Annotated in this window: 18 protein-coding genes; 13 read left to right on the top strand and 5 right to left on the bottom strand. The window is 72.9% G+C overall.

Translation table 11 applies throughout. From position 1 onward, the window contains the following. Window positions 1–249: 249 nt before the first annotated feature. Both ACZ5ON_RS20400 and ACZ5ON_RS20405 read left to right on the top strand, forming a co-directional pair. The gene (locus tag ACZ5ON_RS20400; protein WP_465594242.1) at window positions 250–1,740 is read left to right on the top strand and encodes a M1 family metallopeptidase; all 1,491 of its coding nucleotides are present in this window, start codon (window positions 250–252) and stop codon (window positions 1,738–1,740) included. 250 nt (window positions 1,741–1,990) lie between these two features. After that, window positions 1,991–2,599, top strand: a complete 609-nt coding sequence (locus ACZ5ON_RS20405) for a hypothetical protein (RefSeq protein WP_465594245.1) — start codon at window positions 1,991–1,993, stop codon at window positions 2,597–2,599. A 335-nt stretch (window positions 2,600–2,934) separates the two neighbouring features. Here the strand turns inward: ACZ5ON_RS20405 and corA are convergent, their stop codons facing one another. After that, window positions 2,935–3,909 (bottom strand): magnesium/cobalt transporter CorA, encoded by a 975-nt coding sequence (gene corA / locus ACZ5ON_RS20410; RefSeq protein WP_465594248.1) that lies wholly within the window; start codon window positions 3,907–3,909, stop codon window positions 2,935–2,937. 320 nt (window positions 3,910–4,229) lie between these two features. On the opposite strand from corA, the gene ACZ5ON_RS20415 reads away from it, so the two are divergent. The 4 genes from ACZ5ON_RS20415 to ACZ5ON_RS20430 all read left to right on the top strand — a co-directional run bounded on the left by ACZ5ON_RS20415 (window position 4,230) and on the right by ACZ5ON_RS20430 (window position 11,240). Next, a complete protein-coding gene (locus ACZ5ON_RS20415; RefSeq protein ID WP_465594251.1) occupies window positions 4,230–5,009 on the top strand; it encodes an SGNH/GDSL hydrolase family protein in 780 nt (259 codons plus the stop codon). 216 nt (window positions 5,010–5,225) lie between these two features. After that, window positions 5,226–9,224, top strand: a complete 3,999-nt coding sequence (locus tag ACZ5ON_RS20420; RefSeq protein ID WP_465594254.1) for an nSTAND1 domain-containing NTPase — start codon at window positions 5,226–5,228, stop codon at window positions 9,222–9,224. Window positions 9,225–9,512: 288 nt separating this feature from the next. Next, a complete protein-coding gene (locus ACZ5ON_RS20425; RefSeq protein ID WP_465594257.1) occupies window positions 9,513–9,962 on the top strand; it encodes a hypothetical protein in 450 nt (149 codons plus the stop codon). Window positions 9,963–10,403: 441 nt separating this feature from the next. Further along, window positions 10,404–11,240 (top strand): C40 family peptidase, encoded by an 837-nt coding sequence (locus tag ACZ5ON_RS20430; protein WP_465594260.1) that lies wholly within the window; start codon window positions 10,404–10,406, stop codon window positions 11,238–11,240. A gap of 43 nt (window positions 11,241–11,283) precedes the next feature. On the opposite strand, the gene ACZ5ON_RS20435 is transcribed toward ACZ5ON_RS20430, so the two are convergent. Together ACZ5ON_RS20435 and ACZ5ON_RS20440 are read right to left on the bottom strand one after the other, a co-directional pair. Continuing rightward, window positions 11,284–12,438 (bottom strand): AurF N-oxygenase family protein, encoded by a 1,155-nt coding sequence (locus ACZ5ON_RS20435; RefSeq protein WP_465594263.1) that lies wholly within the window; start codon window positions 12,436–12,438, stop codon window positions 11,284–11,286. Window positions 12,439–12,503: 65 nt separating this feature from the next. Next, complete coding sequence (locus tag ACZ5ON_RS20440) at window positions 12,504–13,556, bottom strand: hypothetical protein (RefSeq protein WP_465594266.1); 1,053 nt, start codon at window positions 13,554–13,556, stop codon at window positions 12,504–12,506. A 211-nt stretch (window positions 13,557–13,767) separates the two neighbouring features. On the opposite strand from ACZ5ON_RS20440, the gene ACZ5ON_RS20445 reads away from it, so the two are divergent. From ACZ5ON_RS20445 to ACZ5ON_RS20460, 4 genes are all read left to right on the top strand, one after another. Beyond that, window positions 13,768–14,709: an ROK family protein gene (locus ACZ5ON_RS20445; RefSeq protein ID WP_465594269.1), complete on the top strand. Its 942-nt coding sequence runs from the start codon at window positions 13,768–13,770 to the stop codon at window positions 14,707–14,709. 316 nt (window positions 14,710–15,025) lie between these two features. After that, the gene (locus ACZ5ON_RS20450) at window positions 15,026–18,769 is read left to right on the top strand and encodes a SpoIIE family protein phosphatase (protein ID WP_465594272.1); all 3,744 of its coding nucleotides are present in this window, start codon (window positions 15,026–15,028) and stop codon (window positions 18,767–18,769) included. A gap of 146 nt (window positions 18,770–18,915) precedes the next feature. Beyond that, a complete protein-coding gene (speB, locus tag ACZ5ON_RS20455; protein WP_465594275.1) occupies window positions 18,916–19,863 on the top strand; it encodes an agmatinase in 948 nt (315 codons plus the stop codon). A gap of 237 nt (window positions 19,864–20,100) precedes the next feature. Continuing rightward, the gene (locus ACZ5ON_RS20460) at window positions 20,101–20,703 is read left to right on the top strand and encodes a DUF1349 domain-containing protein (RefSeq protein WP_465594278.1); all 603 of its coding nucleotides are present in this window, start codon (window positions 20,101–20,103) and stop codon (window positions 20,701–20,703) included. A gap of 91 nt (window positions 20,704–20,794) precedes the next feature. On the opposite strand, the gene ACZ5ON_RS20465 is transcribed toward ACZ5ON_RS20460, so the two are convergent. Beyond that, entirely contained in the window at window positions 20,795–22,159 is a 1,365-nt protein-coding gene (locus tag ACZ5ON_RS20465) for a M14 family zinc carboxypeptidase (RefSeq protein WP_465594281.1), read from the bottom strand. Between the two features lie 281 nt (window positions 22,160–22,440). Next, the gene (locus ACZ5ON_RS20470) at window positions 22,441–23,460 is read right to left on the bottom strand and encodes a polysaccharide deacetylase family protein (protein WP_465594284.1); all 1,020 of its coding nucleotides are present in this window, start codon (window positions 23,458–23,460) and stop codon (window positions 22,441–22,443) included. A gap of 410 nt (window positions 23,461–23,870) precedes the next feature. On the opposite strand from ACZ5ON_RS20470, the gene ACZ5ON_RS20475 reads away from it, so the two are divergent. The 3 genes from ACZ5ON_RS20475 (at window position 23,871) to ACZ5ON_RS20485 (ending at window position 25,998) form a co-directional block, all read left to right on the top strand. Beyond that, window positions 23,871–25,400, top strand: coding sequence for a putative glycoside hydrolase (locus ACZ5ON_RS20475; protein ID WP_465594287.1), 1,530 nt, complete (start codon window positions 23,871–23,873; stop codon window positions 25,398–25,400). A 242-nt stretch (window positions 25,401–25,642) separates the two neighbouring features. After that, window positions 25,643–25,798 (top strand): hypothetical protein, encoded by a 156-nt coding sequence (locus ACZ5ON_RS20480; RefSeq protein WP_465594290.1) that lies wholly within the window; start codon window positions 25,643–25,645, stop codon window positions 25,796–25,798. Between the two features lie 35 nt (window positions 25,799–25,833). Then, window positions 25,834–25,998: a hypothetical protein gene (locus ACZ5ON_RS20485; protein ID WP_465594293.1), complete on the top strand. Its 165-nt coding sequence runs from the start codon at window positions 25,834–25,836 to the stop codon at window positions 25,996–25,998. The last annotated feature ends 43 nt before the right edge of the window (window positions 25,999–26,041 follow it).

Genomic DNA, 26,041 nt, shown 5'->3' on the forward strand with positions numbered 1-26,041 from the left:
GCGCCGGCGGAACGGCGGACCCTACGGCCCGGTCGGCTGACGAATCGTGAGCCCGGCCGGCCGGCGGACCGTGGGTCGACCTGCCGACGGCTGAGCCGGATGGCGGCCGGGCAACCCCGTACGACCCCCCATTGCTCCGCATGAACATTTCATAACGGCACGCGTGAACCCTGCCGCGACGGGAGATGGATCCGACTTACCGTCAGGATCCCGTCCACCCAACGCACCGGAGGATCCGTGCGCAAGAGGATGATCGTCCCAGTCGTGAGCGCCGCACTGCTGCTCCTGGCGAACCCCGCGTCGGCCGCCGCCCCGACGCCCGGCGATCCAGGCATCGGCGACCCGTACTACCCGACGTACGGCAACGGCGGCTACACCGTGTCCCACTACGACCTGCGGCTGAAGTACCAGCCTTCGACGGACGAGCTGCAGGGCACCGCGACCCTGCTCACCACCGCCACCCAGGACCTCTCCCGCTTCAACCTGGACTTCGCCCTGAACGTCAGCGAGGTGCTGGTCAACGGCCACCCCGCGAAGTTCGCCGCCACCGGGGAGCAGGAATTGGAGATCACGCCGGCCACGCCGCTGGCCAAGGGCTCGAACGCCACGGTGGTAGTGCGCTACTCGGGCGTGCCGTCCAAGGTCTCCCGCTACGGCTTCACCGCCTGGCTGCGCACCCCGGACGGCGGAGTGGCCGCCGGAGAGCCGGAGTCGGCCTGGTGGTGGTTCCCCAGCAACGACCACCCCTCGGACAAGGCCACCTTCGACGTCTCCGTCCTGGTGCCGGAAGGCACCCAGGCGATCAGCAACGGCGTACTCACCTCGTCCTCCTCCCAGTTGGGGTGGACCCGCTACAGCTGGCGTGAGAACAAGCCGCAGGCCACCTACCTGGCCACCCTCGCGATCGGCAGGTTCGACGTCACCACGGAGACCAGTTCCGACGGACTTCCCGTCATCAACGCCTACAGCAGGGACCTCGGCGACAACGACGGCTCCGCCCGGGCCAGCGTGGAGCGCACCGGCGAGCTGGCCGACTGGCTTAGCGGCATCTTCGGCCCGTACCCCTTCAGCGCGATCGGCGGCTACGTCCCGAATGTGAAGACGCACTTCGCCCTGGAGACCCAGACCCGCGTCTTCTACAGCCCGGCGCAGTTCGCGGCCGGCGCCAACCCCTCGGTGGTCGTCCACGAGCTGGCCCACCAGTGGTACGGCGACAGCGTCTCGCTCCAGCGCTGGAGCGACATCTGGCTGAACGAGGGCTTCGCCCGGTACGCCCAGTGGCTCTGGTCCGAGCACGAGGGCGAGGGCACCGCCCAGGAATTGGCCGACTACCTCTACGCCACCCACCCCGCGGACGACCCGTTCTGGACCGTCAAGCCCGGTGACCCGGGCCCGGCCAACCAGTTCCACTCCGCGGTCTACGACCGGGGCGCGGCCGCCATCCAGGCGCTGCGGAACGCGGTCGGCGACGACGAGTTCTTCCAGATCCTGCGGGCCTGGCCGACGGAGCACCGCTACGGCAACGCGACCGTCGCGGACTTCCAGGCGCTGGCGGAACGCATCTCCGGCAAGAAGCTGGGCGACCTGTTCCAGACCTGGCTCTACACCGCCGCCAAGCCGGCCGCCTCGACGGCCGGTTCCGCGAAGCCCGCGGCGGCGGCCAAGGGTTCCGTCAAGGAACCGCACTCGTGGAAGCAGATCGAGGCGACCAACGACATCCACGAGCAGGACCGGAACTGAGTACCTCGGTCGCCCGCTGACGGCCCGGTCGGACAACGGTCCGGCCGGGCCGCACTGTCGGCCCTACCAAACCGCGTCCGCAGTCCGCAGTCCGCAACTGATGGGCGGGCGCCACACACCGTCAACCACGACACATCCAGCCCTGGGGGTTGGCATTCGAGCATTACAGGGACGAACTGCCTGTTTTCGCCGTACAGTTTGACCATTACTCACGCGGCCGGTCGCGTCCGGGACACCAAGAGGAGCACCCTTGGCACACAACGCAGACACCCACATCAGCGTGACGTCCACCATCGCCGCCCTGCGTGCCGAGCTTCCCGAGCTCGAGCAGCACCAGCAGCGGCTGGAGGCGGAACTGGCCACCGTCAGCGGCCGGTTGGAGGCGGCGCGGGATGCGCTGCGAGCCCTGCAGGCGTTCTCCGCCGTCCCATCGTCCAAGGGTGAGACGGCCGACCAAGCCCCGCCGTCGGCGGTACCGGCAGCGGAGCCGGACAGCGAACAGGCCATCGCGGACGCGGCTGCAGCGTCCGGACACGGGCCGGCCACCGCCCGCAAGAAGGCCGTCTCCCCGGCCAAGTCGCGGACTGCACCGCGCCGCAAGGCCCCGGCGAAGGCGGCCACGACCGCCACGTCCGAGCCGGTCCCGGCACGCAGGCGCACCCCCGGGCTGTCCACCGGTGTCCTGGCGTACCTGGCCGAGGTGAAGGAACCGGTCCGGGCCGCACAGGTCGCCGAGGCCCTGGGCCGCGAGACCACCCCCGCCAATGTCAACGCCGTACGCACCAGCCTCGAGCGGGCGGTAAAGGCATCGAAGGCCCAGCGCACCGGCCGCGGCCTCTACCAGGCGCTCCCCCACTGATCCCAGCCCCACAGGCCGCCTCGGCGTGCGCCGGCCGACCACCTCACGGCTTGCGCCGCCGAAACGCTCCCACCGGGAAAGGGCTCAGGCTTCACCAAGGCCCGCCATCGCCGACATCGCGGCCACGGAGACCGGCAGAAGCCGACGATGCGGCGTGCGCTGGTTCCGAGACTGTGTGGGCGCCTTCGCGGATGCGCACGGGGTAAGTGTGGTGCACGCTGGAGGCGCCGGCCGACGGCACAGGAGGGCAGTTGTTCGGTGTGCGGGTAGAGCGGATCCCGATCACGGCAGGCAGTGAGCCCGGGCGGATCGGCGCGGCTCGTGGAGCAGGTGGTTCAGATCCAGTCCCGCCGCTTGAAACTGACGTACAGGCCGATCGACAGGACCACCATCAGTGCCGTCGAGGCGACGAAGCCCCATTCGGCGTTGAAACCCGGGTACGGGACGTTCTGTCCGTAGAAGCCGGTGATGGCGGTGGGCACCGCGATGATCGACGCCCAGCTGGTCACCTTCTTCATGATCAGATTCATTCGGTTGCTCTGGATGGTGAGGTTGGTCTCCATGACGGAGGTGATCATGTCCCGCAGGGATTCGGTCCACTCGGTGGCGCGCAGGACGTGGTCGTAGACGTCCTGGTAGTAGGGCATCAGCGGCTCGTGGACGATGTGCAGGTCACGGCGGAGCAAGGTGTTCACGACCTCGCGCATCGGCAGGACGACCCGGCGCAGCTTCACCAGGCTCTTGCGCAGTTCGAAGGACCTGCGCTGGACCGACTCGATCTCCCGGCTGCCGTCCGCGAAGAGGATGTCCTCGACCTCCTCTATCCGGTCGTCCAGCCCCTGCACGGCCTCGAAGTGGCCGTCCACCAGGACGTCGAGGAGCCCGTGGACCAGGAAGCCCACGCCGTGCTTGGCCAGATCGGGGTTGCTGTCCCAGCGAGCGACCACCTGCTCGACGTCGAACGAGTCGTCCTTGTGAATGGTGATCAGCGCGTTGTCGGTGATGAAGACCGAGATCTCCGTCGCGCTGAGCTCCCCGCTCCCGGCGTCGGTGGTCACGGCGTAGGCGCTGAGGAACGAGTGGGTGCGGTAGCAGTCCAGTTTCGGGCGCTGGTGGTCGTGCCGGGCGTCCTCGACCGCCAGAGCGTGCAGGCCGAATTCCTCACTGATCATCTCGAAGTCGGCGGGCGTCGGTGCGCACAGATCGAGCCACACCATCGCCGAGGGGTCGGAGACGTACTCGGAGATGTCCTCTGCAGGGAAGTCCTCGAGTATCAGGTTTCCGCTTCGGTACAGTCGGGTTCTAGCCATGGCGAACAGCGTAACGACGCTCCATTCGCACCTGACGGCGGCCCCGTCCGGAGCGGCAGTGCCCTTCGTGGACCACGGCTTCAGCCAGAGGAAGATCACAATCGCGATGCCGCGCCATCGCGCCGGGCGACTGAGTCGGCGTGCCGGGCACTCGATCTGCCGCCCAGCCGGGTCGAGCGGGCCGACCCGTCGGGCAGCGCTACCGAGCCCACCCCCGCGAGTGCGTCTTCACGGGCCGGCAGGGGCGTGGTCTAGATCACGCCCCGTACAGGGTCACCTACGGTGGCGTAGGTCACTTCATACAGTGAACTATTGCTGTCATGGCTGACTACCAGGAGACCCTTGACCTCAGCTCCTACGCAGCCCTCGGGGACAGCTTCACCGAGGGCCTCAACGACCCAGGCCCGGACGGCCAGTTCGCCGGTTGGGCGGACCGTCTCGCCGGAATGCTGGCCGCGCGCCGCCCCGACAGCGACTTCCGCTACGCCAACCTCGCCGTCCGGGGACGGCTGCTCGACCAGATCGTCGCCGAGCAGGTTCCGCAGGTCCGGCGGATCGCGCCCGACCTGGTGACCCTGTGCGCGGGAGGGAACGACATCCTTCGGCCGGGCAGCGACCCGGACGACATCGCGGAGCGCTTCGAGGCTGCGGTGGTGGAACTGCGCGAGCACGTGAGCACCCTGCTGATCTGCACCGGCTTCGACACCCGCGGCGTCCCGGTGTTCGGGATGCTCCGCGGCAAGATCGCGACCTACAACGCACACCTGCGGGCGATCGCCGACCGCAACGGCTGCCGGGTCGCCGACCTCTGGTCGCTGCGCTCGGTGCACGACCGCCGCGCCTGGAGCGAGGACCGCCTGCACCTCTCCCCGGAGGGGCACCAGCGCGTCGCCCTGCTCGCCGCCCGTGCCCTCGGCCTCGCGGTGGACGACCCCGAGGCGCCTTGGCCCTACCAGCCGATCCCGTCCCCGGCCGACCTCCGCCGGGAGAACATCCAGTGGGCCCGCGAGTTCCTGCTTCCCTGGGTCGGCCGGCGGCTGCGCGGTGAGTCCTCGGGCGACCACATCGAGGCCAAGCGCCCCGACCTACTGCCGCTCTGACGGATAGCCAGCACACACCGCCGATTGCCGACCGGACGTACGACGAATCCCCTCAACTCCTTCCCCCGAACGGGCCGACCTTCCAACACCACACTCCCCGCGAGTGGTTGACCCCCGCTCAGGTTCCCCCGGCAGCGACTACCGAACGTAGTCTGGCGGTGCCACACCGAGGGCCCGATCGGCGGACGGGTCCGGGCGAGGACCGCAGGGGTACGTATGGAGCGGGGACCGGAGGCGGGCGGGAACGGTACGGCGCAGGCCGGACCGACAGGCGCGGAGTACGAGTTCGGCGCCCGGCTGAGGGAGTTGCGCGCAGCGCGGCAGGTCTCGCTTAGTGAGCTGGCCCGGCTGATCCACTACAGCAAGGGCTATCTCAGCAAGATCGAGAACGGCACCAAGCCGGCCACCCCCGATGTGGCCCGCCGCTGTGACGAGGCCCTGCAGAGCGGCGGCGTACTGCTCCGGCTGGTGGGCGCGGCCGCAGCCCGGACGGCGGTCCCGGCTCCGGGCCGACCGCAGTCGCGGGCGGCGGAGTCCGACACCGTCCGGCCCGAGTGCCCGTACCCCGGGCTGGCGGCGTTCGGCTCGCGCGAGGCCCGCTGGTTCTTCGGCCGGGAGGCGGTCACCACCGCGCTGCTGGACCGGCTCGCCGAACGGATCGGCCACGGCCCGGTCGTGCTCGTAGCACCCTCCGGCGCGGGCAAGTCCTCGCTGCTGATGGCGGGTCTGCTGCCCGCACTGAGGGACGGCGCACTGAGCGATGGGCCGCTCGTCGGACCTCAGCGCGAGGGCACCGCGCTCGGCGGGCCGCGGCCGGCCGCCGGCCGCCCCGACTGCGCCGACTGGCCGGTCGTGACGGGCACGCCGACCGCCCGTCCGATCGCCGCGCTGCTGCGGGCCCTGGAGTCGACTCTCGGCGGTGTGGCACCGCGGTTGACGGTCACTCAGATGCGCGACTCCCCGGAGGAGGCGGCCGGGGCGATCCGCACGGCACTCGGCCGCGCCTGGCAGGGTCCGGCCGCCGGCCCGGAGGCGACGGGCGGCGGGGCACCGGGCGGGCTGGTGCTGGTGATGGACCAGTTCGAGGAGACCTTCACCCTCTGCCCGGACGAGGCCGAGCGGCGCGCCTTCATCCGCCTGCTGCACGCCCTGGCGGTTCCCCCGCCCCTCCCCGTGATCGCCGGACCGCCCGCCCAGCTACCGCCTACCCCTCCACCGCCCGCCCAGCTACCGGTAGCCGTCCTGCTCGGCGTGCGCGCCGACTTCTGTGGACGGTGCCTCGAACACCCCGAACTGGCCCCGGTGTTCACCCACGGCTCACTCGCCCTGCCTCCGATGAACGCCGCCGAGCTGCGCGCCTCGATCACCCGCCCCGCCGAACAGGTCGGCCTGGTCCTGGAACCGGGCCTGGTCGAACTGTTGCTGCGTGACCTCGGCAGCCCGGACGACCTGGGAGGCGGCACCGGGCCCGGCCCGCACGCGGGCGCCCTGCCGCTGCTCTCGCACGCGCTGCGTGCCACCTGGCAGCAGCGCCAGGGCCGGGTGATGACCGTCGACGGCTATCTGCACAGCGGCGGGATCCACGGTGCGGTGGCCAGGACGGCCGAAGACGTGTTCACCCGGCTCACACCGTCCCAACAGAAGGTCGCACGCCGCCTGTTGGTGCGGCTCGTGCATCTGCGCGAGGGCGGTGAGGAGACCCGGTCGCGGGCCGAACGCGACCGGCTGCTGGGGCAGTCGGCCGATGCGGAGGATGCGGCGGCGGTAATGGACGCCTTCGTCCGGGCCCGGCTCGTGACGGCGGACCGCGAGACGGTGGAGATCACCCATGAGGCGCTGCTGCGGGCCTGGCCCCGGCTGCGGCGCTGGATCCAGGTCGACCGCACCGCACTGCTGGGCCGCCAGCAGTTGGCCGAGGCCTCCGCCGAGTGGACCCGCGCGGGGCGCGACCCCGCTCTGCTCTACCGGGGCACCAAGCTGGCGGCGGCCCGCGACTGGGCCGAGGACGGCGGTCGGCGGGATGAACTCGGCCAGGCCGAGACCGAGTTCCTCGCCGCGAGCACGGCTGCCGAGGAGGCCCAGCGGCAGGCGGCCGCGCGGCAGTCCCGCCGCCAGCGGCGGATGGTGGCCACCCTCGGTGCGCTGCTGGTGCTGACCCTGCTCGCCGGGGCGCTCGCGTTCCAGCAGCGGTCGGACGCGCTGGCGCAGCGACGCCAGGCGCAGTCACGGGCGATGGCGGCCCGTTCGGCGGCGCTGGCGGTGGGCCGTCCCGAGGCGGCGATGCTGCTGGCCCGTGCGGCGTACCGGAGTTCGCCGACCGTGGAGGCGCGTGGTGCGCTGCTGAGCACCCAGGCGCAGCCGTTCCAGGGCCGGCTGCTCGGCCACACCGGTCCGGTGAACGCGGTCGCCTTCGCGCCGGACGGCGGGCTGCTGGTGTCCGGCGGTTCGGACGCCGCGGTGAAGCTGTGGGACGCCTCGCGGCGCACCCTGGTGGCGACTCTCACGGGACATCGGGGCCGGGTGCGCTCGGTGGCGTTCAGTCCGGACGGCGCCTCGGTGGCCTCCGCCGCTTCGGACGACACGGTGCGGCTGTGGGACGTCGCCTCCCGGCAGCCGTCCGCCACCCTGGCCGGTCACGGCGGCGGCGCCCGTGCAGTGGCGTTCAGCCCGGACGGCCGGGTGCTGGCGTCGGCGGACGCGGACCACGCGGTCCGACTCTGGGACACCGGAAGCCGACGGAGCATCGCCGTCCTCACCGGTCACACCGATGATCTCGACGCGGTCGCGTTCAGCCCGGACGGGCACACCCTGGCCTCGGCCGGCGCCGACGGTACGGTGCGGCTGTGGGACACCGCGACGGACAGTCCGATCGCCACGCTCTCCGGCCACACCGACGATGTCCTCGGCCTGGCCTTCAGCCCGGACGGGCGGACCCTGGCCTCCGGGAGCGCCGACCGCACGGTGCGGCTGTGGGACGTTGGTGGCCGGCAGAACACCGCCACCCTGACCGGCCACACCGACGACGTCAACGCGGTCGCCTTCACCCCGGACGGCAGCACGGTGGTCAGCGCCGGCGGCGACGGCACCGTGCGGCTGTGGGACGTGCCGAGTCTGCGGACGGTCGGAATGCTGGCCGGGCACACCGACTACGTCCAGGGGGTCGCGGTGAGTACGCGCGGGCAGGTGGCCACCGCGGGCTTCGACCAGTCGGTGGTGCTGTGGGACCCGGCGACGGCCGCAGTGGTACCTCGTCCGTTCACCGAGGTGTGGAAGGTGGCCTTCGGTCCGGACGGCCGGCGGATGATCACCGCCGGGACGGATCGCACGGTGTGCGTCTGGGACACCGGCTCGCACCGCCTGCTGCACTCGCTCACCGGCCACCAGGGCTCGGTTTTCACGGTGGCGGCGGGCCCGGACGGCACGCTGGCCGCCTCGGGCGGCGCCGACCGCACGGTCCGGCTCTGGGACCTCGATCGCGGGCAGCCGTTGGTCGTACTCACGGGTCATCAAGGGTCGGTGCTGGCGGTCGCGTTCAGTCCGGACGGACGGCTGCTCGCCTCGGCCGGCGAGGACCGCACGGTGCGGATCTGGGACGTCCGGGAGCAGCGGTCGGTCGCGGTGCTCACCGGGCATACCGACTTCGTCAACGCGCTCGCCTTCAGCCCGGACGGCCGGGTACTGGCGAGCGGCAGCGACGATCTGACGATCAGCCTCTGGGAGGTGGCCGGCGCCCGGCTGGCGGGGACGCTGACCGGGCACACCGGTTCGGTGCGCGGGCTCGCCTACAGCCCCGACGGGCGCACCCTGGCCAGCAGCGGCAACGACGCGACCGTACGCCTGTGGGACACCACGACCGGGCGGGCCGTCACCACCCTGACGGGGCACACCGGTTCGGTACGTGGACTGGCCTTCAACCGGGACGGGCGCACCCTGGCCAGCAGCGGCAACGACGCCACCGTACGCCTGTGGGACACCGTGGCCCACCAGAGCATCGCGGTTCTCACCGGCCACACCAGCGCGGTCTGGGGAGTCGCGTTCAGCCCGGACGGGCTGACCCTGGCCAGCAGCGGCAACGACGGCACGGTCCGACTGTGGAACACCGATCCGGGCCGGCGTGCCGCGGCCGTCTGCGCCCTGGTCGGGCCGGTGGACCGGGCCCGGTGGGCCCGCCTGCTCCCGGACCAGCCGGACGACGGCGGGTGCACCGGGTCGTGACCGGGTAGCGGGAGGGAGCCATGTCTGCACAAGCGCCTAAAACGTACGTACCATCAACCGCCATGACCGCTGCCGACGCCCGCGCGGGCCGCCGCGCCTGGATGGGGCTCCTCGTCCTCCTGCTCCCGTCCCTGGTCCTCTCGGTGGACATGGGAGTGCTCTTCTTCGCCGTGCCGTTCATCAGCGCCGATCTGCGACCGAGCGGCACCCAGCAGCTATGGATCATGGACAGCTACTCACTGCTGCTGGCCGGGCACCGTCGGCACCACGACGCTCACCGCCGACCTGGTGCTCTCGGCCGCCCCCGCCGAGCAGGCCGGTGCTGCCGCCGCCGCTTCCGAGACCGCGACCGAACTGGGCAGCTCGCTGGGCATCGCCGTGCTCGGCGCGGCCGGGGCGGCGGTCTACCGCTCACGGCTGGACTGCGCGCTGCCGGCCCACCTGCCGGGTGCGGCGGCGCGGGCGGCGCACGAAACGCTCGGTAGCGCCGTCACCGTGGCAGCACAGCTGCCGGGCCGGGCGGGCGACGAGCTGCTCACCGCCGCCCGGGCGGGGTTCACGGACGGGATGCACCTGGCGGCGCTCGTGGGCCTGGTCCTGATGGCCGGGGCGGCACTGGTGGCCGGCCGGCTACTGCGCCACCTCCCGGCCACCGTCGCGAAATCAGCCGGAACGCCTGCGGATATCCCAGGCCGCCGGCTGAGGTCGCACCGGCCCCGCCCCGTCCGGCCGTTGTGACCGCCGGCCGTTGTGACCGCCGGGCGTTGTGACCGCCGGGCGTGGCGGTCGCCACGGCCGTACGGCGGTGCGGGGTTTCACGAACCGTCGGCGCGCCGCTCAGCTCACCGGCCGTTTCCCGAACGTTTCCCGTGTCCCGGCGAGTTGGGAGACGGCCGCCTGCTGGCCCTCACCCGTCCGATGCGGAACGCTCGAGCCATCGGCCCGCCGGAGCCCGCAGGGGCTCCGCCGGCTCCGCCGCGCTCCGCCGGGCCGACCCGAACCGGGGCCCGCGAGCGACACGGCCAACCGGACCGTCCGCCGGGACGGGAGCCTCGTGGGGCCCGGGTCCACCTGTGGGTCGGGATTCACCGAGGGCCTCAACCGGGCTGCCCGGTACGCCGTGTGACTCCCGCCCCTGCGTGGTAGCCGCATCCGTCACCGAGAAAGCCGAGCACCGCCATGAGATTCCGCCTCGCGGCAGCCGCCGTAGCGGCAGCCCTCGCCGTCGCCTTCGGCCCGGCGCCCGCCGGCACCGCGACCGCCGCCGGCCCGGTCTGCGACGTCCTCGCCCCCGGTGCCTCGGCCGCCGCCGAGGGCGCCGTCCGGGCAGCCTGCTCGCAGATCGGCACCTGGTACACCTGGGGCGGTGGGCACGGCGCCCAGCCCGGTCCCACCTACGGCCATCCGGACGGGGTGGACCCGGCGAGCGACCACGACGCCGAGCGGCTGGGGTTCGACTGCTCGGGGCTGGTCCGGTACGCGTACGCCCAGGCGGTCGGCCAGGACGTCCTCAATGGCTCGGCCGACCAGCAGTTCCACACCGTCCACGCGGCCCAGCGCCTCGCCCCCGACCAGCTCCCCGGCTCGCTGCTGCCCGGGGACCTGATCGCGTACGGGAGTTCGGCCGGCGTCCATCACATCGCCGTCTACCTGGGCGCCGGGAAGACGGTCGAGGCGCGGCAGTCCGGCACCCATGTCGCGGTCAACGACCTGCGGCTGGGCGGCGAGCTGTTCGGGGCGGTGCGGATCGACCCGGGCCCGGTGCGGGGCCCGCTGGTCAGCACCTGGGGCACCGGGGTGTGGACGCACGCCCGGCCCGCGATGGAGAGCGCCCGGGTGTACGCCTTCGCCGGCCCGACCACCGTGCGAGTGGAGTGCCAGAAGCACGCCCAGAGCGTGACGGCCGAGGGGATCACCAACGACGCCTGGTCGTTCCTGCCGGACTACCGGGCGTGGATCACCAACATCCATCTCCGGGGCGGCTACTGGCTCGACGGCGTTCCGGCCTGCGGCTGAGCCCACCGCCCACCACGCCAAACCCCCGGAGCGGCGCGGTTGTTCAGCCGGCCGGGGTCAGCACGCCCGCGCGGCGCAGCAGCCAGCGGTTCGTCCGCCCGACCAGGCCCGCCCGGTCCAGCACTCCGATCACCTTGGACGCCATCCCGGCCTTGACGGCCCGCCAGTGCGGGTTGGCGCGGGCGGCGTCGCGCCCGACGTTCGGGTCGATGCCGACGGCGGCGTAGACCCGGGGGTGGATCAGGCTCTTGGTCGCCCGAAGGATGATCAGCCCGATGAACAGCTGCTCCCAGCGGCGCCGGACCGGGCCGAGGTGCCCCCGCTGGAGCTCCTCGCGGGCGTAGCTGATGTGCCGGGACTCCTCGATCACATGGATCCGGGAGACCTGGCGGGTCAGTGGCTGCAGCGACTCGTCGTTCATGATCTCGCGCTGGAAGGCGTCCAGGATCTCCTCGACGTACATGGTGCCGCCGAAGGTCTGGCTGTGCGTCGAGGTGGCCTTGAAGAAGCGTCCGAGCTCGTGCGAGAGCCGGCCGGGCCCGTAGGCGGGCGCGCCCATCCACGAGATCATCCTGGCGAACATCACCGAGTGCCGGCACTCGTCGGCTATCTCCGTCAGCGCGTACTGCACATGCGCGGTGGTGGGGTCCCGGTCGAAGGCGTGGCGCAGCAGCATCTGCATCAGGATCTCCTCGAACCAGATGCCCACGCTGGCGATGCTGGCCACCTCGTGCTTGCTGAGCTCGATCCGCTGCTCCTCCGAGAGCCCCTCCCACAGCTCGGTGCCGTAGAGCGAGAGGTGCCTCGGCGGGCAGTAGTAGCGCCCGGGCAGCGGAGCGACGGACCAGTCGACGTCCTTGAGCGGGTCGAAGGAGAGCTTGGCCGAGGAGGCGAGCAGGCGCTCGGCCGTACGCCGGCGGTCCCGCACCTGCTGCTCGGCGCCCGTGCGGCTGCGCTGGGTCACGGTCATGGGCAACTCCTCCTCGGCTCGCCGAGGGGCGGCCGGCCTGGCTGGCCCCTCCTTCCCGAAGCTAGAGACTATTAGACGTTGCGTCAATAGCGGTGCCAGCAGACGCCCGCGCCCGCCGATCACGTGGGCGGACCAACGCCGGGCGAACCAGGTGACGATCACGCCGCTGGCGAACGACCTGCGATCGGCCACCTCGAAGAGCGTGGGGTCGAACCCGTCGTCGAACATCGGGACTCCGTCACCCGCCACCAAGGTTCGCCAGGCCTTGCCTGGCCTTCCCGAAGCGCTTGCGTTCAGCGGGCCGGCTGGTCCGGGACCTCCGGGCGGCGCGACCCGAGGACGGGGGCCGCGGCCTCCCAGTAGTCCGGGTCGACCGGCCCGCGGCGGCGCAGGTCGACCCTGACCTGGTCGGCCAGCCTGCGGGTGTCCCGCCGGTTCACCACGGCGCCCAGCCCCGCGCCGACCAGCAGCGGCGTCAGCGACGGCAGCCGGCGCAGGGTGCCGCGGGTCAGCCGCTTGCGCAGCTTCTGCCGCACCTCCGCGCCGATCGCCACCGCCGCGAGCCCGGCCGGGCCGATCAGCGCGGACGGGTCGATGCCCCGGCGGTTCGCCCAGGCGGCGACGTACTCGGTGCCGCGCTGCGTGGCGCTGCCGACGGCGGGCTGGCCGTAGACCTGGTGCAGTTCGGCGATCAGCTTGACCTCCACCGCCGCGACCGCCAGCGTCTCGGACGCGATCTCCGCCGCCATCGCGGGCGGCACCGGCAGCATGGCCACCGCGCCGACACTCGCCCCCACGGCGGCCGACGCCCGGCACGCCCCGGCGACCAGCCGGTCGGCCAGGTCCTCGGGCCCGACCGCGTCCGGGTGGTGGGCCCGCAGCGTCGCGAGGTCCCGTACCGGGATGCGCGGCGCCGCCTGCAGCAGCCGCTCGGACAGCAGTCGGCCGCCCTCGCCGGCGCCCCTGGCCGCCGCGAGGCCGCCGTGCCCGAGCATCCGCGCCACCGAACGGACCAGCGCGGTGGCCCGCTCAGCCCCTCTGCGCCGGTACCACCGCTCCCGGGCCGCGGGGGGTACCCCCGTCGGAGGCCGCTCCATCTCCTCCGCGAGCGCGGACAGTTCCTCGACCGCCGCCGCGGCCTCGTCGGGCTCCGCCGTCCGCCCCTCCGGCGGTGTTCCGGCCGCTCCGGAGCCGCCGCTCTGCGCCGGGTTCACGGCCGCCGCGGCCTCGTCGGGCTCCGCCGGCCCCGGCATCCCGGCGTCCGGCCGGCCGCCGCCCGCGGGCGGGCCCGACGGCTCGGCGCCGTCCCGGCCGCGCCGGCGGAACCTGCGGAAGGACGATCCCATGTCCTCCGCCTACCCGCCCCACCACCCCGGCACGCCTCAGCGGCACCATCAGCGCCCCGGCCGACGGGCGCGGCGCCACGGTGCGGGCTGCCGGAGCGGGCTCCGGGAGGACCCGGCCGTTCGGCGGCGCACCCGTGACCCCTCCCCCGGACGGCGGATGCCAGAATCGGCACAGCGCGGCGCCCGGCCCGCGCCCCGGGAGGAGAGAGACGTGGACACCGGCGCAGCCCCGATCGCAGCCATCGACATCGGCGGTACCAAGATCGCTGCGGCGCTGGTCGGCAGTGACGGCACCCTGCTGACACGTACTCAACGGCCGACGCCGGCCGCCCCCGACGGGGAGACCGTGCTCGGCGCGGTGCTGGACGCCCTGGATGAGCTGGCCACCGCACCGGGCTGGGCCGAGGTGCGGGCGCTGGGCGTGGGCAGCGCCGGTCCGGTGGACATCAGCCGAGGCACCGTCAGCCCGGTCAACATCCCCGGCTGGCGCGGCTTCCCGATCGTGGAGCGACTGTCGGCCCACCCCGCCGCCAAGGGCCTGCCGGTGGTCCTGGCCGGGGACGGCATCGCCATCGCGGCCGCCGAGCACCGTTTCGGCGCGGCGCGACCGTACGACAACGCGCTGTGCATGGTGGTGTCCACCGGTGTCGGCGGGGGCCTGGTCCTGAACGGCGGACTCCACAGCGGGCGCACCGGGAACGCGGGTCACATCGGGCACATCACCGTCGACCTCGACGGCGATCCCTGCCCGTGCGGCAGTCGCGGCTGCGTGGAGCAACTGGCCAGCGGTACGGCCATCGCCCGCTACGCACTGCGCTCGGGCTGGCGCCCGGCCGGCCAGGACACCTCGGCGGTCGCCGTGGCCGCCGCCGCCCGTGCCGGGGATCCCCCCGCGCGGGCCGCGTACGAGCGGGCGGGGCGGGCACTGGCCGCCGCGATCGCGGCCACCGCGACGCTGGTCGAGATCGAGGCGGTGGTGATCGGCGGCGGGGTGGCCCAGGCCGACGGCCTGCTGTTCGACCCGCTCCGGGCCCACCTGAAGACGTACGCGGCCCTCCCGTTCGCCGCCGGCCTCACCGTGCACCGGGCCCGGCTGGGTACGGACGCCGGCCTGGTCGGCGCGGCGGCGGTGGCGATGGCCGCCGGAGCCTGAGCGCACGGTGGCGGCCGGCCCCTGCGGGCCGGACACCGTCGCGGCCCCGGGCTCGCGAGACCCTCCGGGGACGCGGCGGACCGCGAACGAGCGCGCGCCCCGTCGAAGGGCTCGCCAGGAGCCCCGGGGGGGTGCAACCCGTGCCGCCGGGTTCGGACGGCCCGGACGCCGTTCGCCGCCCACGCTCCCCCGCGCCCCTCGGGCCGCCGGGCGCCACCCGGCCGCCCCTCGGCGAAGCGATCTCGCGTGGAGCGACGGCACAGCCCCATGGGACGATGACAGGGCTGACTCACTGACCCCGGACGGTTGCGTGGCCATGCATACCGACGAGCAGGGACCTGGTGCGGCGCCCCACCGCGGCTCCACGGGTGGGGAGCGGACGTATGACGGCCTGCTGACGGTCCCGATCGCCACCGCGCTGGTCTCGGCCGACGGCCGGATCCTGCACTGGAGTCCGGACGCGGAGGTGCTGCTCGGCTACACCGCCGAGGAGGCGATCGGCCGGTACGCCGCCGAGCTGCTGGTCCCCGACGAGCTTCGACCCGAGGTGCTGGACCTGTTCGACAGCATCCTGAACGGGCACCCGTGGTCAGGGGTCTTCCCGGTGCGGCACCGCGAGGGCCACCACGTGGTCCTGGAGTTCCGCACCCATCCGATCGCGGGCCCCGAGGGCGGGCCGCTGGTGCTCGCGGTGGCCTCGGACGTGACCGTGCTGCAGCAGCTGCAGGCCGATCTCGCGGTGCTGGACGGGTTCTTCAACCAGTCGCCGGTGGGGATGGCGGTGTACGACCGGCAGCTGCGCTTCGTCCGGCTCAACGAGGCGCTGGCCCGGGTGAACGGGGTGTCGGTGGCGGGGCACCTGGGCCGCCGGTTGAGCGAGGTGCTGCCGGGGATCAACGGCGCCGAGATCGAGGAGGTGATGCGGCAGGTACTGGAGGGCGGCGACCCGGTGGTCGATGCCCGCTCGCACGGCCGCACTCCCGCCGACCCGGAACACGACCACGCCTGGTCGGCCTCGTACTTCCGGCTGGAACGGCCGGACGGCGAGGTGCTCGGGGTCAGCTCCACCGTGGTCGATGTGACCGCGCGCTACCGCGCCGAGTCGCGGGCCGTCCGGGCGCAGGAACGGCTCAGGGCGCTGGTCGAGGCGGGCGAGTCGGTCGGCACCACGCTCGATCTGCGGCGCACTGCAAGGGAGTTGGTCGATGCGATGGTGCCCAGGGTGGCGGACGTCGCCTCGGTGTTCGCGCTGGAACGGCTGGTGTCCGGGCCGGAGAAGAACGAGTACGGGACGCCCCGGAAGCACGAGAAGGACGTGCGGCTGGTGCGCCGGCTCGCGGTGGGCACCTGCGACCCGTCGTACCCGATCCGGTACCTCCCCACCGAGGCCGTGTACCGCCTCCCGCCCGACTCGCCGTACGAGCGGGCGATGGCCGGCCGCCGGACCGTGGTGGTGCCGTCCTGGGAGCTGCCGCTGCTCACCACCGACATGCCGCCCGACCAGCTGCGCGCCTACCAGGGCAAGCACTCGCAGACGGTGCGGATCACCCCGCTGGTGGCCCGGGGCACCGTGCTGGGCATGGTGGTGTACTCGCGGCGCGGCTCGCACGCCCCGCTGGACGACGAGGACGCCAGGCTCGGCGACGAGCTCGCCTCCCGGGCGGCGGTGTCCATCGACAACGCCCGGCTCTACCAGCGGCAGCACGAGACGGTACTGGCCAGGGCGGAGGCGCTGCGCACCGCGAAGGCGGCCCAGGCACGCCTCGCGCTGGTGAACCGGGCCTCGGCGAAGATCGGCACCACACTCGATCTCGCGCAGACCGCAAGGGAGTTGGCCGAGGTGGCGACCCCCGAGCTGGCCGAGTCGGTGGTGGTGGAGGTGCTGGAAGCGCTGGTGAGCGGCGAGGAGACGGTGGCGCCCAGCCCGGCCGACCGTTCGGCGCTGCTGCGCCGGATGGCCTTCCACGCGACACCGGATTCCCGGCTGAAGCCGATCGCGCAGGTCGGCGACGTGCACCTGTTCCCGCCGTCCACGCCGTACGCCTGGGCGCTGGCACACCGCCGTCCCGTGCTGATACCGGCGCTCGAGGGTGACGCGCTGAGCTGGTTCACCGACGACCCCGAGCGGCTGGCCGCCGCCTCCGTGGAGGGGGTCGGCTCGTGCATGGTGGTGCCGCTGATCGCCCGGGGCTCACCGGTCGGTGTGACCGCCTTCTACCGCCACCGGAGCCAGGCCCGCTACACCGAGGACGACCTGGCACTGGCCGGGGAGCTGGCCGCCCGGGCGGCGGTGTCCATCGACAACGCCCTGCTCTACAACCGGGAGCGCGAGGCGGCCCGGCTGCGCAAGCAGGCGCTGGACGAGGCGCACGCCGCGCAGCAGCGCCTCGCCCTGTTGAACGAGGCCAGCACCCGGATCGGGACCACCCTGGACGTCCAGCGCACGGCGCACGAGCTGGTCAAGGTGGTGGTGCCGCGGTTCGCCGACTTCACCACGGTCGACCTGCTGGAGTCGGTGCTCGAGGGGGACGAGCCGGACGCGCTTCCGATGGACGGTCCGGTGCTGCTGCGCGCGGTCGCCGTCGGTGAGCTCGGCAAGAACGGCGAGCTGACCGAGGTGGGGACGATGGCCGACAGCTCGGATCCGGTCGGCGGCCTCTCGCAGTCCGCCGAGGTGTACGCGCAGAGCCTGCGGACCGGGCGCTCCATCCTGGTGGCCGAGGTGGACGAGGAGGCGCTGCGCCGGATCGTGGCGGTGCCCGAGCAGGTGGTGCCCAGCCTGGCGGCCGGCGTGCACTCGTACATCATGGTGCCGCTGCTGGCCCGGGGGGTGGTGCTGGGCGGCGCGGAGTTCGTCCGGATGGGCAATCCGGAACCGTTCACCGCCGCGGACGTGGCACTGGCCGAGGAGCTGGCCGCCCGGGCGGCGGTGTGCATCGACAACGCCCGGCTGTACCGGCGGGAACGGGACACCGCGCTGACCCTGCAGCGCAGTCTGCTGCCGCAGGAGGTGCACCGCTCACTGGGCCTGGAGATCGCCTACCGGTACCAGCCGAGCAGTGTGATCAGCGAGGTGGGCGGCGACTGGTTCGACGTGGTGCCGCTGTCCGGCGGACGGGTGGCGCTGATCGTCGGCGACGTGATGGGCCACGGCATCCGGGCCGCCGCGACGATGGGCCAGCTCCGCACGGTGGCACGGACACTGATCACCATCGACCTCGATCCCGCCCGGGTGATGCGGCGGCTGGACGACGCCGCTGCGGCGATCGGCGAGGGGCAGTTCGCGACCTGCGTCTGCGTGGTCTTCGATCCGCTGGACCGCAGCTGCACCGCGGCCGGCGCCGGGCACCTGCCGCCGGTGGTGGCCGAGGCGCCGGGTTCGGCCCGGCTGCTGGAACTGCCGCCGGGCGCACCGCTCGGAGTCGGCGGGGTGCCGTTCAGCTCCACGCACTTCACCCTGCCCGAGGACGGCATCCTGGTGCTCTACACCGACGGCCTGGTGGAGCGCCGGGGCCAGGACCTGGAAGAGGGCATGGAACTGCTGCGCCGCACGGTGGCCGACCGGCGGCCCACCCTGGAGCAGAGCTGCGACGCCGTGGTCACCGCGCTGACCGCGGACGCCGTCCAGGGGGACGACATCGCGGTGATCATGGCCCAGGCCCGGCCGGTGGGTGCGGACCGGCTGGCCGTACTGCCGCTGGTGGGCGATCCGTCAATGGTCGGCCACGCCCGGCGGTTCATCCGCCACACCCTGAGGTCCTGGGGTCTCGCCGCGCTGGTCGACCTCGCCGAGCTGCTGACCAGCGAGCTGATCACCAATGCCCTGGTGCACGCCGGGGCGCCGAAGGAGGTCCGGGTCTTCCGCAACGCGGTCCTCACGGTGGAGGTGTCCGACATCGACAGCCACGCGCCGAGGATCCACCGGGCGCGGAACTCCGACGAGGGCGGGCGCGGCATGCACCTGGTGAACGAACTCGCCCACCGCTGGGGCAGCCGGAGCACCGCCGAGGGCAAGGTCGTCTGGTTCGAGCTGGAGATCCCCCCGGGCGCCCCGCGCTGAGGCCCGTGCGGCACCCGGAGCCAGGGGCCGGCGAGGCACCCCGCTCCGAGGCCCGGCAGGGTTCCGGCGTCCGGCCTCCCGTACCTCTCCCGCACCGGAGCGCCCCGCTGCACAATGCTGAACTCCCCTTCGTGGAAAGGCCAGTGATGAGCACTCCGCGTGGCCCGCTCGACTCCTCCCGCATCCCGCGCTACGCCGGGCCTGCCACCTTCGCCCGACTGCCCCGCCTGGACGAGGTCGGGCGCGCCGACATCGCCGTGGTCGGCATCCCGTTCGACTCCGGGGTCTCCTACCGGCCGGGTGCCAGGTTCGGCGGCAACGCCGTGCGCGAGGCGAGCCGGCTGCTGCGCCCCTACAACCCGTCGCAGGACGCCGCCCCGTTCGAGCTCGCCCAGGTGGCGGACGCGGGCGACATCGCCGTCAACCCGTTCGACATCGACGAGGCGGTGGCGACCGTCGAGGCGGCGGCCGGCGAACTCGTCTCCACCGGCGCGAAGTTGCTCACCCTCGGCGGCGACCACACCATCGCGCTGCCGCTGCTGCGCTCGGTCGCCAAGCGGCACGGGCCGGTCGCACTGCTGCACTTCGACGCCCATCTGGACACCTGGGACAGCTACTTCGGCGCCAGGTACACCCACGGCACCCCGTTCCGGCGCGCGGTGGAGGAGGGCCTCCTGGACACCTCCGCGCTCTGCCACGTCGGGACCCGGGGCCCGCTGTACGGCAGGCACGACCTCACCGAGGACGAGAAGCTCGGCTTCGGCATCGTCACCTCCGCCGACGTGCTGCGACGCGGGGTGGACGACGTCGCCCGGCAGTTGCGCGAGCGGATCGGCGACCGGCCGCTGTACGTCTCCGTCGACATCGACGTCCTCGACCCGGCGCACGCACCCGGCACCGGAACCCCCGAGGCGGGTGGCCTGACCTCACGCGAACTCCTGGAGATCCTCCGGGGGTTGGCCGGCTGCCGGCTGGTCTCCGCCGACGTGGTGGAGGTCGCCCCCGCGTACGACCACGCCGAGATCACCGCCGTCGCCGCCTCACACACCGCCTACGAGCTCACCACCCTGATGGCCCGGCAGGCGGCCGGGTGACCTCTGAAGCGACGGTGCGCGCTCCGAGGGACCCGCCCGGGCGTCCGGCTCCTGCCGCGGGCTCAGGCGGGACGGGCGCGCAGCGCGGTGATCCGCTCGACGGCGGCAACGAACGCCGCCGGGCCGAGCCGGGACGGCTCGGAAGATCCGGCCGGGCGTGGCCACGCCGGGCCCACGGGTGATCATCCGTCGGATAGGCTCGGCTGGGTACCTCAGCCGGAGGAGAGAAGAGGACAGATGAACGAGCGGCGCGTGCTCGACTGGTCCGAGGCGACCTGGCTCAACCCGCCGCTGCGCACCGAGTCCGACGGCCGGGACCTGGTGGTGACCACCCGCGACCGGAGCGACTTCTGGCGCACCACCCACTACGGCTTCGAACGGGACGACGGGCACGCCCTGCTGACCGGGCTGGCGGTCGGCACGGCCGTCGAGGTGACCTTCCTGGCCCGATTGGACCAGCCGTACGACCAGGCCGGCGCCATGGTCCGGGTGGACGAGCAGAACTGGATCAAGACCGGCGTCGAACTGACCGACGGACTGCCGCACTTGGGCGCCGTGGTCACCCGGGGCCACTCCGACTGGTCGCTCGCCCCCGTCCCCGAGTGGGCCGACCGTCCCGTCACCGTCCGGGTCAGCCGCGGCCGGGACGCGGTGACCATCCGGGCCCGCTGCGGCGGCGAGCCCTGGCGCACGGTCCGGCTGGCCCCGCTGGCCGGGCACCTGACGGCCTCGGCCGGTCCCTACTGCTGCTCCCCCGAACGCGAGGGGCTGCGGGTGCAGTTCTCGCAGTTCACCGTCGGGCCCGCGGACCGGGCGCTGCACGCCGGCCTCGACGGCTGACCGGCCCGGACGGCTGACGGCGCGCTCGGCGGACGGACGGCCCGCGGTCCCCGTCCGCCGGACCGCGTCCCCCGTCCGCCGGGCCGGAGCGTCAGCCGCCGGACGTGGTCCGGTACGGCGATGCGGCGTGCTGGGCGGCGTACAGCAGGGCGGGCCTGAGCTTGGGCCAGAAATAGTCGTTCTGGCAGCTGTAGGGCGGCAGGAATCCGTCGCAGCCGCGGCCGTCGCTGTCACCGACCTCGATCGTGAAGCTCGCCAGGCCGAGCTTGTCGTAGGTCCAGTCGTCGGTGCCGCCGGCCGCGTCGTAGAGGATCTCACCGGCCTGGCCGTACTGGTATCCGGTGATCGAACCCATCCGGGCGGCCATGGCGCGAAGTGCGGCGTCGTTCCCGGTGTGCACGGTGTGGTCGTACTCCCACGGGAAGAGGACCATGCCGGCGTCGCTGTGCAGGGTGATCATGACGCCGCGGGTGTCGGCCGGGGCCGGGGCCGAGTCGCCGCTGGCGCGCACGGCCGGGTACAGCTCCCGGAAGAGGTTCTCCAGGGCGGAGTTCTCGGTCTCGGAGTCGGGGTTCGGCCCGAGGTAGGTCTCCTCGCAGGGCTGGTCCGAGGTGCCGCTGGCGCCCCAGTGCGTACCGGCGTTGCGGTTGAGGTCGATGCCGACCTGGCCGTTCCAGTCGCAGGAGCTGCCGTTGGTGTCGTCGGCGTTCTTGCGCTGCAGGTTGGGGTTGTCACCACCTTGCTGGACGATGTCGACGCCGTCGGGGTTGGCGATCGGCACCACCCACATCTCGGTGGAGTCCAGCAGTGCGGTGACGGTGGGGTCCGTCCCGTAGCCGCCGGTCAGGTAGTCGATCCAGCGCCAGGAGACCTCGCCGGTGGTGATCTCCCTGGCGTGGATCTGGCTCATCAGGAAGAACCGGGGCTTGGCCGAATTCGGGTCGAGCCGGCAGTCGCCGTGGGTCAGCTTGGTGATGCAGACGGCCTTCAGGTCGTAGCCGCCCGGCTGCCCGTTCTGCTTGCGCCAGGACTGGCCGTAGGTCACCACGGTGGCCAGGTCGGGGTGTGCGGCGGCGGTCTGGTCCAGGTGCGCGTAGTGGGCGTCGACCGTGCGGTAGCCGCCGTAGTACGTGTCGTTGACGCCGACCCCGGGGGCCGTCCGGGCGCTGCTGTGCCCACCGGGCGGGGTCCGGTCCACCGACCAGCTGAAGCCGAGCCGGTGCAGGCGCTCCCCGACCGCCGGGTAGCCGAGGACGAACAGGTCGTTGCCCTGGCGCTTCTCCAGGACGTCGAAGCCGCCCGCGAGCAGCTTCTGCGGGTCGCCGGCGCCGCGGATGGGGACCCGGTAGACGACGGCCCGGCCCGACGACGGGTCGGCCGAGGCGGTGTCGGCCCGGGACAGGGCGGGCAGCGCGACTGCGGCGAGCGCTGCCATCGCGCCGACGGACGCAATCACAAGTCGGTTTCTGAGCATAGGAGTTGGCCCTTCGAGTGGGGGTGAACGGCCCGAGTTCCGACAAGGTACCGCCGAACTCACGTCATGCCCACGCCGACTCGCCTGCCAGAAATACGACTTGACGACTATGCGATGGCGCGGCCCCTCACTTGGAGGGGCCGCCCATCGCGCACCATGCCCGGGCCCGGGCCAGACCGCCGCTCGCGGGCCGGCGCTCGCCCGCTCCGCCCAGTTCAGGCGCTCTCGGATCCCGCCCGGCCGACCCGAGGGCGGCGTCCCGGTCAGTACGGGCGGGCCCGGGACTGCAGCGACTTGGCGAGCTTCGCCGCCTTGGCCTTGGGGAACGTCACATGGTCCGGATCGCCCGCGGAGGTGTAGCGGTCCGCGGGATTCGCCGCCAGCCTGTCGAGCCAGGTGGTGGAGCCGAAGGCGGCCTCCGGGCCGGTGGCCGCCTCGGAGCGGATCCGGGGGATCGCGGCCGGATCGAACGAGGCGTCGAACGGCGAGCGGGACGGGTTGGAGCCCACCAGATAGACACCGCGGTGCTGGTAGCTCACGGCCCCGGCACCGCCCGCCACGGCGAGCGAACCGGGCTTGGGCATCGCCCCGTAGGGCAGGGCCAGGGACTGCACGGAAGCGCCCGGGACCGCCGCGGTGATCTCCGCCTGCTCGCTCGCGATCGCCTCCTGCACCTCGGCCGCGTCGAGGGTGGCCAGGTTGGAGTGGTGCAGCGTGTGGTTGCCCACCTCGAAGCCGTGCTGTGCCAGCCAGCCGAGCGCCTTGGCGGTGCCGGTGGTGGAGAAGGCCGACCCGTTGACGAAGAAGGTGGCCCTGGCCCGGAACGCGGGGTGGGCCTTGGCGACGTCCAGCAGGATGCCCAGCGCGCTGTCCGGCGCGGGATCCCCCTTCTCGTCCAGCCGGACCTGGCTGTTGGTCGAGTCGTCGAAGGTCAGCACCACCGGATGGCTACCGGCCGGGATGTCGATCCTGCCGCTGGTGAGCTCGGCCGCGGTGATGGGCACGTAGCTCTCCCGGGCCAGCCGCTCCAGCTCCGCGCGGAAGTCCGCCGGGGTCCGGTCGTAGACGCTCGCCGGATGGTCACTGAGTTGGTGGTACATCAGGACGGGTACCTGGCCCAGCTCGTCGGCCTGGACGGACTCGGGCCGCGGAGGCACGGCCGGGGAGGAACCGGCCAGGGTCACCGAGGCGGCGGGGGCGGACCCGCCCTGTGTGTGCCCGGCACACGAGATGGCGCCCAGCAGGAGGACCGCGGCGGACAGGAGCACGGTGGAGCGGCGCATGGGACCTCCAGATCGCGGAATCTGCCCTCAGCCTCACCGCGAACGGAACGGAGCGCGCACCCCGGCGGTCCGAACAGCCCAACCGTTGGTCCCGACGGGGTACGGCGCTGCCGGTCCGGGCACCGGCCGGGTGGCGGGCCGCCGCCCGGCCCGGATGACACCCGCTCAGCGGAACGGGACCCCGTTCCGTCGGAACGTGATCCCGTGTTGCGAGGTCAAGGACATTGGGGGAGATATAGGAGAAATCAGTCCATCAGATGACAGGTGGTACCCCCATGTGCCCCTCCTTCGCCAGCGGTGCCGCCCCCCGGAGAAGACTCCTCCGCTGGATCCGCGGAATCCGGGCCCGGGGAAAGCTCCCTCTTCCGCGGTCCCGCAGGAGCCGGCTGGCGCTGACCACCGGTATAGCCGTGGCCTGCGCGGCCCTGGGCGCGTTCGTTCTGGGCACTCTCTCCACCGGGTTCCGCCTGCAAGGCGTCCGGGACCGGCAGTGGCTCAACGCCGCCGGCGCCAAGTCCCTCGATCTGGTCGTCACCGCCGACGACGACTCCGAGCTCGACACCCTCAAGGCCTCGCTCGACGGCAGTCCCGTCGCCACGACCAGGCAGGGCGGGGAGCTCCATCTGCGGCCGCCCGCCCTGACCGACGGGGAGCACCGGCTGTCCATCCGCGGCGCCGGCCTGCTGCCGTTCACCAGGGCGACCGTCACCCGGACCTTCATCGTCGCCACCGCGGCGCCCGCCCTGCGCTTGGACAAGGTCGCGGCGGGCCGCCCCCACACCCCCGTGACGGTCCACGGCACGGCGAGGAACGCCGCCCGGGTCGAGGTCAACGGCCGGCCGGCACCAGTGGCCGCCGACGGTACGTTCTCGGCGGCCGTGGCCGACCCGCCTCCCATGATCAAGGTCACCGCCGCCGACCGCGCGGGCAACACCACCACCGACACCGTCCGCGTGGGCAGGGCCCACCCGCTGCTCCGCGCGGCCCATCTGACCGCCATCGGCTGGACCTCGGACCCGCTGCGCAACGGGATCCTGGAGCTGATCCAGCAGAAGAAGCTCAACGCGGTGGAACTGGACATCAAGGACGAGAACGGAGAGGTCGGGTACGCCTCCCAGGTACCGCTGGCCAAGGAGATCGGCTCGGTCAAGGGCTACTACGACGCCCGGGCGACCATAGACGCGCTGCACAGGGCCGGGGCCCAGGTGGTCGGACGCATAGTCGCCTTCCGCGACCCGATCCTCGCCACCGCCTCGTGGCAGGACGGCCACCACGATCGCGTGGTCCAGACCCCCGACGGCGGGGCGTACAACGGCGGCAACTACGGCCGGTTGTCCTTCACCAACTTCGCCGACCGCACCGTCCGCGACTACAACCAGGCCCTCGCCACCGAGGCCGCCTCGCTGGGCTTCGACGACATCCTCTACGACTATGTACGCCGCCCCGACGGCCCGCTGGGCACCATGACCTTCCCCGAGCTCGGCAGCACCACCCCGGAGCAGAGCATCGCCGACTTCGTGGCCGAGACCCGGACCAAGCTCGGCGACCGGGGCACCTTCCTCGGCGTGTCCGTCTTCGGGATCGCCGCCACCCGCCCGAAGGAGATCGCCCAGGAGATCGGCGCCCTGGCCCAGCAGGCCGACTACATCGCCCCCATGGTCTATCCCTCGCACTGGGGCCCCGGCGAGTACGACGTGCCCAACCCCAACGCCCAGCCGTACGACATCGTCCACCGCTCCCTGGCCGACTTCGCAAGGAAGACCGACGGCACCCAGGCCCAGGTGATCCCGTGGCTCCAGGACTTCTCCCTGGGCGTGCACTACGGACCCAAGGAGGTCACCGACCAGATCCGGGCCGCGGCCGAGAACGGAATGCAGTCGTTCCTGCTCTGGAACGCGGGCGCCCGCTACCAGGGTGACGCGCTCTCCGTGATCCAGTGAACTCCCGCCGGGCAACGGCGATCCCGCCTCACCGCTCCCCCTCTGGTGCGCTCCTGGATCCGTGGCCCCGCACATCCCCCGGGTACGGGGCCACACCGCACCCGGCCGGTCCTGCCCGGCCTGGAGGACGAGTTTCGCGGTGTGGATCCGGTGGCTTCCGGTGTACCAGCGTCGGCATCGCGGAAGGCTAGGAACTAGGTGCAGCACGGGAGTTGTATCGGCTCGGGGGGGGAGCGTGCGATGTGACATGCCCTGACGACCTGTGGGACGGCGGCCGCGCCGCGCCGCCCGTGGACGACGAGCCGGTGGAGCCCCGCCGACGCCGCTACCGCCGAGGCCGATGTCCGCCCGTCGATCCCGGCCTCGCGATCGACGACCACCAGCCCATCACCGGGTGAGCTGGACAACCCTCAGGAGAGAGGAAGTGATCACGATGTCGTGGAGGGACCACGTCCCGCACCAGCCGACGCCGGACGAGCTCGTACAGGCAGGCCCCGCAGACGCCCAACAGCAGCACGACGTCGAGGAGTTCGAGCACCACGACTCCGAGGAGGCCTTCTACGAGATGCCGACCAGAGCGGCGCGGCAGGCCGCTTGAACCACCAGCCCGCCCGGCACGGCCGGGCGGGCTCGATCGCTGC

The sequence above is a fragment of the Kitasatospora sp. NPDC032150 genome (assembly GCF_055579945.1).

Excerpts from the sequence above, each read along its gene's own strand:
- ACZ5ON_RS20400 (WP_465594242.1), top strand. The coding sequence starts at position 250 with ATGATCGTCCCAGTCGTGAGCGCCGCACTGCTGCTCCTGGCGAACCCC.
- corA (WP_465594248.1), bottom strand. The coding sequence starts at position 3,909 with ATGGCTAGAACCCGACTGTACCGAAGCGGAAACCTGATACTCGAGGAC.
- ACZ5ON_RS20415 (WP_465594251.1), top strand. The coding sequence starts at position 4,230 with ATGGCTGACTACCAGGAGACCCTTGACCTCAGCTCCTACGCAGCCCTC.
- ACZ5ON_RS20420 (WP_465594254.1), top strand. The coding sequence starts at position 5,226 with ATGGAGCGGGGACCGGAGGCGGGCGGGAACGGTACGGCGCAGGCCGGA.
- ACZ5ON_RS20430 (WP_465594260.1), top strand. The coding sequence starts at position 10,404 with ATGAGATTCCGCCTCGCGGCAGCCGCCGTAGCGGCAGCCCTCGCCGTC.
- ACZ5ON_RS20435 (WP_465594263.1), bottom strand. The coding sequence starts at position 12,438 with ATGTTCGACGACGGGTTCGACCCCACGCTCTTCGAGGTGGCCGATCGC.
- ACZ5ON_RS20440 (WP_465594266.1), bottom strand. The coding sequence starts at position 13,556 with ATGGGATCGTCCTTCCGCAGGTTCCGCCGGCGCGGCCGGGACGGCGCC.
- ACZ5ON_RS20450 (WP_465594272.1), top strand. The coding sequence starts at position 15,026 with ATGCATACCGACGAGCAGGGACCTGGTGCGGCGCCCCACCGCGGCTCC.
- speB (WP_465594275.1), top strand. The coding sequence starts at position 18,916 with ATGAGCACTCCGCGTGGCCCGCTCGACTCCTCCCGCATCCCGCGCTAC.
- ACZ5ON_RS20460 (WP_465594278.1), top strand. The coding sequence starts at position 20,101 with ATGAACGAGCGGCGCGTGCTCGACTGGTCCGAGGCGACCTGGCTCAAC.
- ACZ5ON_RS20470 (WP_465594284.1), bottom strand. The coding sequence starts at position 23,460 with ATGCGCCGCTCCACCGTGCTCCTGTCCGCCGCGGTCCTCCTGCTGGGC.
- ACZ5ON_RS20485 (WP_465594293.1), top strand. The coding sequence starts at position 25,834 with ATGTCGTGGAGGGACCACGTCCCGCACCAGCCGACGCCGGACGAGCTC.